The sequence below is a fragment of the Spiroplasma attinicola genome, assembly GCF_023509825.1.
GTDB lineage: Bacteria > Bacillota_I > Bacilli_A > Mycoplasmatales > VBWQ01 > Spiroplasma_D > Spiroplasma_D attinicola.
This window is the reverse complement of sequence record NZ_JAKQXY010000001.1, coordinates 91,346-105,372: the sequence shown is the minus strand read 5'-3', so window position 1 is coordinate 105,372 and position 14,027 is coordinate 91,346. Positions and strand designations below refer to the sequence as shown.

The 14,027-nt window shown below is 26.9% G+C and carries 11 protein-coding genes; 7 read left to right on the top strand and 4 right to left on the bottom strand.

Annotated elements, in window-relative coordinates; translation table 4 throughout:
• Positions 1-251: 251 nt before the first annotated feature.
• The gene (locus tag LT335_RS00525; RefSeq protein WP_249727833.1) at positions 252-1,025 is read left to right on the top strand and encodes a DUF3800 domain-containing protein; all 774 of its coding nucleotides are present in this window, start codon (positions 252-254) and stop codon (positions 1,023-1,025) included.
• A gap of 100 nt (positions 1,026-1,125) precedes the next feature.
• On the opposite strand, the gene LT335_RS00520 is transcribed toward LT335_RS00525, so the two are convergent.
• Both LT335_RS00520 and LT335_RS00515 read right to left on the bottom strand, forming a co-directional pair.
• Positions 1,126-1,431 carry an HNH endonuclease gene (locus tag LT335_RS00520; protein WP_249727832.1) on the bottom strand — a complete coding sequence of 102 codons (306 nt, stop codon included), beginning with the start codon at positions 1,429-1,431 and terminating at the stop codon, positions 1,126-1,128.
• A gap of 134 nt (positions 1,432-1,565) precedes the next feature.
• Positions 1,566-2,420: a formate/nitrite transporter family protein gene (locus LT335_RS00515; RefSeq protein WP_249727831.1), complete on the bottom strand. Its 855-nt coding sequence runs from the start codon at positions 2,418-2,420 to the stop codon at positions 1,566-1,568.
• A gap of 277 nt (positions 2,421-2,697) precedes the next feature.
• Between LT335_RS00515 and mraZ the strand changes: the two genes are divergently transcribed.
• From mraZ to LT335_RS00485, 6 genes are all read left to right on the top strand, one after another.
• Positions 2,698-3,144 (top strand): division/cell wall cluster transcriptional repressor MraZ, encoded by a 447-nt coding sequence (gene mraZ / locus LT335_RS00510; protein ID WP_249727830.1) that lies wholly within the window; start codon positions 2,698-2,700, stop codon positions 3,142-3,144.
• Positions 3,145-3,147: 3 nt separating this feature from the next.
• The gene (gene rsmH, locus LT335_RS00505; RefSeq protein ID WP_249727829.1) at positions 3,148-4,089 is read left to right on the top strand and encodes a 16S rRNA (cytosine(1402)-N(4))-methyltransferase RsmH; all 942 of its coding nucleotides are present in this window, start codon (positions 3,148-3,150) and stop codon (positions 4,087-4,089) included.
• Between the two features lie 16 nt (positions 4,090-4,105).
• The gene (locus LT335_RS00500) at positions 4,106-5,377 is read left to right on the top strand and encodes a cell division protein FtsA (RefSeq protein ID WP_249727815.1); all 1,272 of its coding nucleotides are present in this window, start codon (positions 4,106-4,108) and stop codon (positions 5,375-5,377) included.
• Positions 5,378-5,421: 44 nt separating this feature from the next.
• Positions 5,422-6,576, top strand: a complete 1,155-nt coding sequence (ftsZ, locus tag LT335_RS00495) for a cell division protein FtsZ (RefSeq protein ID WP_249727813.1) — start codon at positions 5,422-5,424, stop codon at positions 6,574-6,576.
• On the top strand, positions 6,577-6,882 hold the full coding sequence (gene sepF / locus LT335_RS00490; RefSeq protein ID WP_249727812.1) for a cell division protein SepF: 306 nt from the start codon (positions 6,577-6,579) through the stop codon (positions 6,880-6,882).
• 123 nt (positions 6,883-7,005) lie between these two features.
• On the top strand, positions 7,006-8,844 hold the full coding sequence (locus tag LT335_RS00485) for a hypothetical protein (RefSeq protein ID WP_249727810.1): 1,839 nt from the start codon (positions 7,006-7,008) through the stop codon (positions 8,842-8,844).
• A 60-nt stretch (positions 8,845-8,904) separates the two neighbouring features.
• On the opposite strand, the gene LT335_RS00480 is transcribed toward LT335_RS00485, so the two are convergent.
• Positions 8,905-9,801 (bottom strand): ABC transporter ATP-binding protein, encoded by an 897-nt coding sequence (locus tag LT335_RS00480; RefSeq protein ID WP_249727808.1) that lies wholly within the window; start codon positions 9,799-9,801, stop codon positions 8,905-8,907.
• A 10-nt stretch (positions 9,802-9,811) separates the two neighbouring features.
• Positions 9,812-13,996: an ABC transporter permease gene (locus LT335_RS00475; RefSeq protein WP_249727807.1), complete on the bottom strand. Its 4,185-nt coding sequence runs from the start codon at positions 13,994-13,996 to the stop codon at positions 9,812-9,814.
• Between the last annotated feature and the right edge of the window lie 31 nt (positions 13,997-14,027).

The window sequence follows — 14,027 nt, the reverse complement described above, 5'->3', positions numbered from 1 at the left end:
TAACTGATATGGCAAGCAAGTAATATATAATGTTTTGTTTGATTATCAAACTGGGTTTAAATTTAAAGAACTTACTTTGAATATGAATTGTAATTGTAAGTTCTTTTTATTATTATATAATAATTTTTTTACGTGGTAATTAAAATGGATTTAAATTCAAAAATTTTAATAAGATTTTTATATTTTTAAAAAATATTTTTCTTATTTTGAAAAAAACCTTATAATTATTATGAAAATAGGGTATAGAATGGATGAGATTTATGGAATACTGGTTGTATTTAGATGACAGTGGTAAATTTCTTAATAAAAGTGATAAACATGTGCTTTATGGCGGAGTTCTTTTTAATAATAAAAAGAAAAGAAATAATTTTATTAAGAATTTTAAAAATGCAAAAGATAAAATAACGAAGAAAGATGAAATTAAAGGAAATGATTTAGCTAAAAAATATGTTAATTATAAAAAAAGTCCATATAAAAAGGCAAATATAGAAAACTTAATCAATCAATATAATTTGGTTGATGCATTATGTTGTGTATGAACTTGTAAAGATGAGTTGAATGATTTAGATTTTGATGAAGAATATGCAAAATTAAAAATAAATGAAATGATAGCATTATTATTAGCAACCTTAATAAAAACACATAAAATATTATCTGAATCAACAATAAATATTTATATAGATAATAGTCATACAGAAAAGATTCTGGAAATAGATGACAAAATATTGTTAAATTATTTAAATAAGGATTATTCAATGAATGAAATAATTAAATTTTTACGATCTAAGAAAATATATGTTCGTAAAGTTTCACATTTAGATTCAAAAAAATCAGATTGTATACAAGCTGCTGATATAATTGTAAATTTTTCAAATAAATATTTAAATCAACACTCGCATTCTCAGAAATTATTAAATTTATTTGAAAATTTTGACTTTAAGATAAACGCTTGCAAATCTCCAAATGTTGTATATAATAATAATATATTAAATATTAAATGCTGTTGGTCAGAGTCTAGATGGTAAATACTTCTAGAAATTAAGTTGCTGGTGTGTTCTTCGAGAGCAGGTAAGCTGCCCAACTGAAAGAGACAGGTGTGAAATGCATTTCGCTAATTGTCTCTTTTTATTTTTCTTCAATTGTTGCTTCAAGCACTGAAATAGTTTCTTCTTTATTACCTTTTTTATGATTGCAATGAACATGAGTTGCTTGTAAATTATTAAGTTCGGTTTTTCCACCTTTTGAAAGTGGCAAGATATGATCGCGATTTCAGGCATAAGCACTATGTGGTTGATTGCTTTCATGGGCGGTATAAACAATTGTTTTATTACAAATACCACATAATTTATGGTTTGATTCGCAATCAGCTAAACCACATTTACAATCTTGTGCTTTATCTCAAACTTGTTTTGTTAAATCATCTAAATGCATATTTATTAGTCCCCTATTTTTTAAATCAATTTACTTTTATTATATAAATAATATGAGACTTATGTAAGAATTTTACTTTTGCAGATGTTAATTTAATTTTGCAATAAAAAAATCAATCATTTTACTGATTGATTTTATAGCTCAATATTTATTTTCTTTAAATCTTTTCTAAAGATTAGATAGTAGAATCCCATTAAGAAGATTGCTCCACCAATGAAGTTACCAAATAATGTTGGTAGTTGAACACTATAACCAAATTTTCCTCAATCACCAAATGTTGTATGGTACCCTTTGAAGAGATTAAAGATTGGTAGTAATGTTCAAGGATAGCTATTAGCAACAACATGAGAAAATCCTGATAAAGCAAATGGGAAAATTAACATTGCCATTAATGCAAATTTAGCAATTGAACTTTTTGTTGCACAAGTAATATAAAGACTTCCAGCAACTAGAATATTACAAATAATCGCACTAAAGAAATTATTATATCAACTTGTCTCTAATTTATGCTCTGCTATTGAATAAGCATTACTTAAAAATGCTGGATCTTTTAAAAATCCTGCACCTCAAGTTAACAAACCAAATAAAGCGCCACCAATGAAATTACCCATTAAAACCACAAATAAATTAGCAAACATTCTGCGTCATTTAACATGTTTTTTAATTACAGGAATAAACATTAATGAATTGGATGTGAACATTTCTCCACCCATAAAAATAATCATTGTAATAGCAACTAAGAATACTAAACCAAAAATAACATTATACATTGCTTGCCCTTGCATATTTCTTGTTGCTCAAATTGAGGCAATATAAGCAATGCCAATAAATGCTCCTGCTACTATTCCTAATAAAAAGGTTTTAATTAATGGATTGTGTGCTTTGTGTACTGATGCTTTATAAACTTCAATAAAAGTATCTAATGGACTGCGAGTTTCTTCTGAAACTTTTTTATGCTCATTATTTGAATTAGGGTTTATGTCACTCATAATTTTTCTTTCCTTGTTAAATAATTATTTGAATAATATTAATAAATTATTAATAACTATAAAGAATAATAACATAAAAATTAATAATTGATTTCAGGTTTTTCAAAAAAAATTTTAATATTTAGTTGTTTTATTTTAAAAATTAGTTTTTATTAAATACCTTTTGTGTTATATATAATACAAACTTAAAAATGGGTCTTTTAAATGTTAATAAAAATAAGCAAATCTTTTGTATTTTTTTACTATTAAAGTATAATTAGGGTAGTAGTGGGAAAGTATGGGTGGAACATCAATGCTACTAGGTCAAGTTACAACATCAATTGATAATAAGAAACGGATGATTATTCCGGCCAAATTTCGCGGATATTTTCAAGATACTCAAAACCTTATTGTTTCTCGTGGTTTTGAAGATTGTTTAGTAGTTCGTAGTATTGAAGAATTTACTAGATGACAAGAAAAAATTTTGCACCAGTCGGAAGGATTAAAAGAAAGTAGAATTTTATCACGACAAATTTTTGCTAATTCTGAAGAAGTAACAATTGATAATAAAGGAAGAATTACAATTCCTTCAATGTTATTGGAAATTAGCAAAATTAGTAATAAAGTTGTTGTTATTGCTTTGGCAAATAAATTGGAAATTTGGTCAGAAACTGCTTGAAAAGATTTCAATGATGAAACGAAAGACCAGTTAGTACAAGCTGCTGCTACTTTAAAAGAGTTTTAAATTATGAAAAATTTAGTACATATTCCGGTTATGTTAGATGAAACAATTACTTTACTTAATGTTAAGCCAAGTGGTACTTATGTTGATTGTACTTTAGGTCGAGCAGGACATAGTAAAGCAATTTTGGAGCGATTATTAACTGGCAAATTATATGCTTTTGATTTAGATCAAACAGCAATTAATGATAGTCAACGAATCTTAAATAAATATGATCGTGATTATTTATTAATTAAAAATAACTTTGCTAATCTAACGGAAGAATTAAGAGCAAGAAATATTACTAAAGTTGATGGAATTATTTATGATTTGGGAATTTCATCACCACAAGTTGATGATGAAGACCGAGGATTTAGCTATAAAACTAATAGTAGATTAGATATGCGAATGGATCAAAATCAAAAGTTAACTGCTTGAGATATTGTTAATACTTATAGTTATCAAGATCTTAAGGATATTATTAAAACTTATGGTGAAGAACCTTTTGCTGCTACGATTGCTAAGAATATTGTTAATTTTCGGAATAAGGAAGCAATTGATACTACGGAACAACTAACAAATATTATTAAAAATTCTTTACCAGCAAAGCAAAAAAATAAAAGTCATCACCCAGCAAAAAAAACTTATCAAGCAATTAGAATTGCTGTTAATGATGAATTAGGTAGTCTTAAAACATCATTAGTACAAGCTTTAAAATTATTAAAACCAAAAGGAAGAATTGTTGTGATTAGCTTTCACTCATTGGAAGATCGAATTGTTAAAAATGTTTTTCTAACAGTGGTTAAAGATCCGCAATATGAAGTATATGCAAAATTACCAATTGCTAGTAATTGAACTAGTAATTACAAGATTATTACTAAAAAACCAATTATTCCTACAGAGCAGGAAATTAGGGAAAATCCTCGCAGTCGAAGTGCTAAATTAAGAGTAATTGAAAGAGTTAGTTAAAAGAAAGGAAATAAAAATGTTTGATCAAGAACTATATGTTGTTTGTCAAATTGACGACTTTAATTTAAAAATTATGGTTAATAAGTATGTTGATAATCATATTCAAGTACTTTATAAAGAAATACTTAATACTGAACAATATGCTGAAAATGGTCTTGTGCTTGATTCAGAATTAACTGGTAAAACTTTAAGAACAATATTAAATAAAATTAACAAACTTTTAAAAATTAACATTACCAGAGTTGCTTTAAATTTACCATCTAATAATTTAAAGATTTATCAATCACGAGCAATGTTGGATTTTAAAGAAGTTAATCATGTTATTACTAATAGTGACATTAATCAAGTAATTGAAATGGCAAAAAATATTAGTATTGATCGAGATGAAGTTATTTGTTTAACAAAACCATATGATTTTAAAGTTGATAATAAAAATTTCCCTAACTCTTTTCCCTTAAATGCTCAAGGACAAATTATTTATCTTGAAAGTTTAATTTATACATTGCCAACAGCAATTTATAATTCTCAATTAGAAGTTTTAAAACAAGCAAAATGTGAGTTATTGTCTGCAACATTAGATCAGTTTGCGTTAGTTTTTAATTTTCATAATAATTTTAATAATTTGGTTTTAATTGATTGAGGCTGAAATAATACTAAAATTAGTGTTTTTTCTAATTCAGCATTATATGCGATTCATAATATTAAAATTGGTTTTAATCAAATTATTCAAGGTTTGATGGTAAAAATGCATTGTAGTTATAGTAAAGCATTGAAATACTTAACAAAAATTATTAATGTTAATAGTGATTATTTAGGTGATTTAATTGTTGATAAGTACTTTGATCAAGAAAGTAGAAGAATGGTTGTTTTAAGTAAAGCAGATTTACAAAATACTGTTCGTAATCAACTTGATGAAATTGTTGAACATATTGAAGGGTTTTTAACTGAAATTATTAATAATGATCCAAATATTGAAATTGCTTTTACAGGACAAACAATCAATTTACCTGGATTTAGTAGTTATATTAAAAATTTTGAGAAATTAAGTAAGGTTTCTTTTATTGCTAATATAATTCCAGGAATTGATAATTATGAATGAGCACCATTAATTGGTGCGACAAATTATCAACATAACTTGAATATTTTCAATAATGTTACTGTTTCATCAATTAGTAATACTGGCAAGGAAATAATAAATAAAACCCTTGCTCATGAAAAGAATGAAATTGATGCAAATCAACATCATTCACATTTAAATTTAAATTATCAGTATAATGATAATAGGTAATATTAATTAATCAGAACAAAAAAAGACTTTAAAAGGAGACAAAAATGGAAATTGATACTACTGCACAATTTGAACAAGTTGCAATAATTAAAGTTATTGGTGTTGGAGGAGCCGGGAATAATGCTGTTAATCGTATGATTGAAGCAGGTGTTCAAGGTGTTGATTTTTATGTTGCAAATACTGATGCTCAAGTTTTAGCAGCATCAAAAGCAAAAAATCGCATTATTTTAGGTAAGGAATTATCGAAAGGTTTAGGTGCTGGAGCAAATCCAGAAATCGGACAACAAGCTGCAATTGAAAGTGAATCAGAAATTAAAAAAGCACTTGAAGGTGCTGATATGGTTTTTGTTGCTGCTGGTATGGGTGGTGGTACAGGAACTGGGGCTGCTCACATTATTGCACGAATTGCCAAAGAATCTGGTGCTTTAACAATTGCGATTATTACTAAACCTTTTAAATTTGAAGGTCGCCAAAGAAACTCTTATGCAGCAATGGGAATTGAAAAATTACGAAAACAAGTTGATGCCATTATTATTATTTCTAATGATAAATTACTCCATGTTATTGGTAATATTCCTTTAAAAGATTCTTTTAGAGAAGCAGATAATATTTTACGTCAAGGAGTACAAACAATTACTGATTTGATTGCTGTTCCAGCTTTAATTAATTTAGATTTTGCTGATGTTAGAACAATTTTACAAAATAAAGGCAGTGCTTTATTTGGAATTGGAATGGGCAAGGGAGAAAATAAAGCTAAGGAATCTGCTTTAAAAGCAATTTCTTCACCATTATTAGATGATGTAACAATTAAAGGAGCAAAAAATTTAATTTTAAATGTTACTGGTGGTACAACTATGACATTGATTGATGCTAATATTGCTGTTGATGTTGTTAGAGAAGCAGCAGGAAATGACGTTAATATTATTTTTGGTGTGGCAATTAATGAACATTTAAATGATTCAATGATTGTGACAGTAATTGCTACTGGTTTTGAAGACCATAAAAGACCAGCAGCAAGTAATTTTAATAATAAAGTTAATATTTTAGACTTTATTAATAATACACAACATTTAAATAATGCTGCTCCTGCTTCAGTTAAAAATGTTCAAGAAAAAAATTACCAAAAAGATATAACAGAATCATTATTGGAAAATGATGATTTACCAGCTTTTTTGAGAAAAAGAAGAGAGGTAGACTAAATGGGTTGATGAAAGAGTAAAAATCAAACAACTGATGATACTGCTTCTTTACCAGCAACTAATCTTTATGATAATAAAGATGCAGCAATGGAGTTAATTAAAGAATTTACTCCAAAAACTTATGAAGAAGTTGAATTAATTGCTAATGCTTTGGTAGCAAGAAAATCAGTTAAATTAAATTTACAAAATACAATCATTGGCGATCGTAGAAGAATTATTGATTTTCTTTGTGGTATTGCTTATGTTTTAGATTTAGATATTAAAAAAAATGGTGTTGATATTTATGAGTTTAAACTTAATAAATAGTTGTAAAGTTGTTTTTTAGAAACAACTTTTTTATTTGCTTAAATAAAATATTAAAATTATTGACCGAAACTGACTGTAAAGATATAATGTTAATTAGCATTATAAATGCTTAGGGAGGGAATTATGAAAAAATCGAGTTTTAAAGTGATGTTGGCAACAATTAGCTTGTTAGGAGTTGTGCCAGTATCAGTTAGTACTTTTACTAATCATTCAGTAGCACCAGCATCAGATAAAAATACTTTAACTAATCATCATTCAGTTATTGTTGCTGCTAAGACATTATTGAATAATGTAATTAAAGTAAGAGAAATTGAAGGTAAGGATGCTAGTGATGAAACTTCTTTATTAGCACAACTTCTTATTTTAAATCCTGATTTAAGAATTGCTGATGTTGAAGTGACAAGTTTTTATAAACCAACTGAAATTTCACCAGGAGCAGCAATGGTTGCTGCCAAAATTGGAAGTGATTATAGTGGAGTAGTAGGAATTACTATTACACCTGTACCAAAAATTGAATTAAGAAGTGTTATTACTGTTGCTCAAGTTAAAGGACAAGTTGCTCCTACTGAAGAAGCATTACTTAGACAAATTGGATATTTGAATCCACGATTAACAGCTGAAGATGTTGAAGTGACAAACTTCACTAAAGCGACAGAAGTTAAAGAAGGAACAGCTGTTATTTCTGCTTTGGAAGGGACAAAATATACTGGTGAAGTTACTATCACTATTACAGTTTTACCAAAAATTAATTTAAATGATGTTATTGGTATTAGAGAAGTTGAAGGCGCAACTGCTAATGATGAAGATACTGTATTAAAAGAAGTTGCTAGATTAAATCTTGATTTAGATATTGATGATGTTGAAGTTGGTGACTTTAAAGCAGCATCACAATATGCATCAGGAGAATTTACAGTTATTGCTAAAGAAAATACTAAATATACTGGTGAAGTAACAATTGTTATTAATGCTTTACCAAAAACAGCGTTAAGTACTGTAATTACTGAAAGAACAATTGAAGGTTCAGTTGCTAATGATGAAAAAACTATTTTAGCTGAAATTGCTAGATTAAATCCTAGTTTAAATATTACAAATGTTGAAATTAGATACTTCAATAAAGCAACTAATATTACACCTGGTTCAGTGGTTATTTCTGCGACAACAAATAGTAAATATATTGGTCAAGTAGGAATTACTATTAATCCATTAATGAATTTTTTTTTTAACAAAGCAGTAGAAAATGATCAAGAAGCTGTTGATATAATTAATTCAACTAGATTTAGTAAATCAGTTAATTTAAATACGACAGTGAATCAATTAATTCCTACAATTGATACTAAATTTATTAAAGATCGTTTAGTAGCAACATCTAGTAATCTTATTAATGATAATTTATTTGTTGTAAATAAAATTTTTACTAACGAAGGTAATGAGTTAGCAGATTCTGATTTGATTGCTGCTAAAACATTATCATTAGTAGTTAATTATGATTATGGTTCAATTACAAATCAAGAAATGCAATTAATCCTTACAGTAAAACAAATTTCTATGACTACAGAACGTAGTAATCTATTAAGACAAATAAAAATTAAATTAGATAAAAATGAAGATGATAGTGAATGAAGTGATGCATGATTTAGTTATTTTAAGCAATTACAAATAGACATACGTTCATTCTCTTTTCAGTTTCCTGAAGAGGAATTAAATCAAAATGAAATATTACAAAATATTATTTATGACGAAGTTAAACTGGTAATGGAAGTAGATTTTAAATTTTGAAATATTGAAAAAGGTTATGATCCAAATTCAGTAGTTATTACTTATGATGATTTTAAAATTAATGAAGAAGATAAAGAATTTTCTGCAAAAGGTAGAATTGCTATGCAAATAGAAGCTTATGGTACTTATGTTAAGCATTCTATTCGTTTTGATTATCAAAGTGAACTAAATTTTATTCCGGTTTAATTAACAATTTAAAATTATAAAAAAATATGGTCAAATAAAATTGACCATATTTTTATTTTGTTATCCTCAATTAATTTCACTTGGTTTTTTCGGATTAGGATTATGTTTGACACTAGTAATTGCTCCATTACGAACATTAATAACTGTATCAGCAACATATTGGAAATTTGGATTATGAGTAACCATAATTACTGAAGTTTTAAATTCTTTATTAACGTTTAATAAAATTTCTAAAACCTTACGACCCATTTCTTCGTCTAAAGCACCAGTTGGTTCATCACAAAATAAGATTTTTGGATTTTTTGCTAAAGCACGACCAATTGAAACTCTTTGTTGTTGACCACCAGATAATTGACTTGGAAATTTATTCATATGTTCGTCCATTTCAATTACTTTAAAGATTTCATCAATCCCTAATGCTTTATTTTTTTCTTTTGCTAAGTTTTCACCAACTTCAGCATTTTCTTTTGCTGTTAAATTAGTTAATAAATTATATTGTTGAAAAATAAAGCCAACATTATCTCGTCGGAATTTTGTTAAGTGGTTATCTTTTAATAAAGACAAATTATAACCTGAAACAAAAACATCACCTTGATTAGCTTTATCCAAACCAGAAATAATATTTAACAATGTTGTTTTACCAGAACCACTAGGGCCTAAAATTACAACAAATGTTTCTTTTTTAATTGCTAAATTAACACCTTTTAAAACTTCATATTCTAAGTCTCCAGTTAAGTAAGATTTTTTAACATCAAATAATTCAATAATGTTTTCTTCCGTATTGGGAATATTGTTATTAATTGAAACAATTTTTCCTGTTAAAATTGCTTGTGAGTGTGTTTTAGTAATTTTATTTAAGTTTTTTGCACTATTTTTAAATTCTTTTCGTACTTTTTTTTCATTTTCTTTGATTAAACTTTGATCAGTATTTTTTTTGTTTTTTTCAATTTTTGCCATATTTTTCCTCCTAATTAGTTTCATTTAAGATTGCTAATGGTTGAATTTTTTTTGTTGTTTGTCATTCAATTACAAATGTAATTGCATAAATTCCGACAACAATTAAACCAATAACAACTGGTAATCACCAAGCAAAGAATAATGGTAATACTCAACTTGTATTATATGCTAATAATTTAATAATTGAACTAATAATTGCTCAACCAACAGGGACACCGATAATTCAAGTTACAACAATGGTTGGTAAATACATCCCAATAACAATATTAGTAATCTTAGCATTACTATACCCTAATGTTTTCATTGTTGCAATAATTTTGCGATTTTCATAAATAACTAAGTTACTTGTTAATAAAATAATAAAGAATGAAATGACTAATGAAAAAATTATAAAGAATAATAAAATTGTATCAACTAATTGGGTAATTTGTTCTAGTAATTGTTTGTGAATATACAATGGTAGGATATTAACAGCGGTTCCATCACCATAAACAGAATAGGCTTTATTTGGATTATTTGCATCAATGCCACCATTCATTCCAAGCGCACTATAATCACCATATGCTTGCGAAATTGAGAATGTTTGAGTTGTATCAACTAATTCATTAGAATTTGAAAATTTAAAATTAAAAATTGGAAATTCATTATTAAAGATAGTTTTTAATGGATCATTATCGCTGATGTTTTCGTTAAAGTCATTATAGCTTGCCATATTTTGTAAGCTACCAAAGTCAACACTTGTACCATTGAAACTAACAGTATCTTTATATTGTCATTCTCGTTTAAAGATTTGGTATAATGCTTTTTTTGATTCATCATAATGTAATAATTCGTCAGCATTATCTTTTGAAATATACGCTGTTGGTTGGCCGTAGCCATTATAGATTCCTGCAACTTTAAATTTACGCATTTCTGTATCATGATTAATGACAACATTACCTTGATCAACTTCTTTTACCATTGGTGTTGCATCAACACCTAAATTTGGATAAGCACCAGAACTAGTACTAGGAATTTGGTCATATGTTGTATTTTGTGTAACAAGTGAAGCATTGTTTTCTCCGGCAAGAGGTTGATCGTTATCGTCAAGATTATTAATATTATCAAAATTAATTTTATCAACATCAATGTTAGTATATTGATTTGGATAATTTGGATCTTGATTTGTCATTAAAATATTACCATTTGGTGCCATTAAAAATGTTTGATTTTCTTTCAGTTTTAATTGTTTAGCAACGGTTTGATTAATAACAATGTTTTTTGTTCCATCGTCATTATTTTTTTCTAAAAGATTATTTAAACTCTTACCTTTGCTATTAGTTAATTGCATTAATGATTTTTTTTGTAATTCACTTTCATTTTGTAAACCATAAATTTTAATTGGATATTGTTTATTATTAAATAATTTATTAGGTGTACCAACAAAGTAAGTTCCTAATTCATCAGTTTCTTTAGCAAAGGGAACAACATTGAAACTAACATTAAATTTACTATTTTCATTTTCAAACGCTGTTGCTAAGTTTTGTTTTATAAAGTATGGTGTTTTAGTATATGTTCCTTGTGCTACAGCTTGTCCAACTCGGTTATAAAATAAACTATAAAATCAAATTAAAATTTTTCTAATTCATTGATTTTGCATTTCATCATTACTTGGATTAGGATGAGCAAATAAATCTTGTTCATTTGTAATATGTCATGGATATTGTCCATCACTTGTATCAAAGGCAAAATTGTTTAATTCTGCTTGAAAGTTTGCTGGATCAGTATTTCAACCACCAACACCATAGCCAGCAGTCTTAGCAAAAGTTATAAGTTTATCTTTATTAAGTAATTTTTCATTATCATTATCACGAACTGCCGGATTTAAGTCCATAGCAATTGTTGAACGATAATTAATATAAAAAGTTCTTGCATTTTGATAATTTTCTAAATTGTAAATATTACCAGAAGTTTCAGCAAGCGTATGAATTGGTACTGCTTCAGGTCAAGCAAGATTTAGAATGAAACCAATCAGGAATGGACTGCTAGTACTTGTATCTAAACTAGTAAGAAAATCTTTTGTAACCATTTTACCGTAAAAATAAGATAAACCATTCATAGATAGCATAGTTAAAGCACTAGCATCATTTGGATTGGCATAAATTGGTGCGTAAGCCTCAGAATTAATACTATTGTTAAATAATTCTTGGGCAAATTTTGAATCACTTCTATCGGGATAACTATAAGTATTACCATCAATTGTTGTTGCTTTATATTTTCAAGAATCAGTATTAGGATTGTAAGTTTTATAAAAACTAAATGGTGAGTTATAAGTTGGATTAACATATTCTGTTAAAGTTTTATAATTCATGCCAGTATAAGTAACTTTTTGGTTGTCACTCATAATTTTTGGTCCAATGATTGCAGTTGTCATTAAGATTGTTCCTAAAAACATTGTTAAGAATACTGCTGACATTTTACCAATTGAAGAAGTAAATAAAGCTAATCTAAATCTTGTAAAGAATTTAGCATTGGCACTACTTTTTTTAATGACTTTAGTAAATTTTGAATCTCGTGAGACTGAAATATTTTTAATTAAAGCAATTGGATTTTGAATTACTGTTAAAGCACTAATAACTCAAGCAATAATTGATAAAAATCCAAAAGTTAAAAGTAAACAATAAAGATAACCTAAGCCATTAAAGACAAATGTACCAAAGTTTAGGTTGAAATAATTAGCAAAAGTATTGACAACTAAAATTTGTAAACCTGTTGCCGGTAGGAAAACAAGAATTGTCCCAATAAAAGCAGCAATCATTGGATAAGCTAAGGATGTAATTAAAATTTTTCAATTAGAATAACCAACTGATTTTAAAATTCCAATTTGTGGTTTTGAATTATCAATATTTTTATAAGTAACTAAAATAACGGTAATACCAGTAATAACTAAAACAATTAATAATAAAGCAATTAATAATGATTTAAAAGATTTAATTGTTTTTGGTAAGATTGCCGTACGACTATTAAAACGATAATTACTATCACCAAGACGATAGACTAAATTTGCTGTTGAATCAGTAGTATTAACATATCGGTCTTTAAAGAAGTTTGATATTTCAGAAATATTATTTTTCTTTTTCATTGTTGATTTACCAACATAATAAATTTCAGCATCACTGCTAGAACCAGCACTAATTAATTCTTTATTTTTATTATGAAATCATAATGAATTTCATTTTGTTGGATCTTTAATAATTGCTTGATCTGTTGGATTGTTTTCATCAAGTACCTTACCATTATTATCAACTTTTAATCTACTATCAAAACCAAACTTAGTTGGATCAACATATAAAATTCCTTCTTTAGATTTATTTGGTAAGGGAGTTGTTTTGTCAATAATTGGGGTAATAAAGTCAGCCGATGTTCCAAAACCAACAATTTTTAATCAATTATAATTAGCATATTCGGGATTATTAATATCAAAGTTTGCGTCTACTTTTAAAGTATTACCTTTATTATCTGATTGAACTCTAATAATATCGCCAATTTTTAAATTGTTTTTATTAGCAAATTCTTTATTAACAACTGTTTGTTTTTCAGTTGGAACAATTTCATTAGCATTTTCACCAATATTAAAACCTTTGCTTATTACTAATTTATCAATTCGAGCATCTTTATTATAAGTAACTAACTTTAAAACTTTTGGATCATTGTTATTATTAAGTTGCAAAGTTCTAGCTTCAATTCGTTCTCAAATAAAACTATTATTAGGATTTTGAGCAATTTGATTTAAATATAATTGTTGATCTTCAACAATTGCTGCATTATCATCAGGATGAGTTGGATGTTCTGGTTGTTCCAAATTATTTGTTAATTTTGCTGTATTATAAGGATCTAAAATAAAGTCATGAATATTAGATTGTTTTTCAGAAATTAAAGCATCATATTGGCTATCAACTCGTACTAAACTAGTTTGCATTAACGAAAAAATTGTTGATGAAAGCAATACTAAAACTGCTAAACCAATCAATTGGATTTTATTACGAAATGCTTGCTTAGCAGCATTTTTGAATAACAATAAGCTATGACGATTTTTCTTAACTGTGTCTGATTTTGTTAATGTTTCAATATTTGTATTTACTTCATCTTCTTTTGTCAAATCAGTTATTGTTGTTTCATTTTCTTGTTCATTAAGATTTTCTTTTGTCTCTTTCATTATTTTTTCCTTTCTTAAAATTTTCAATAAA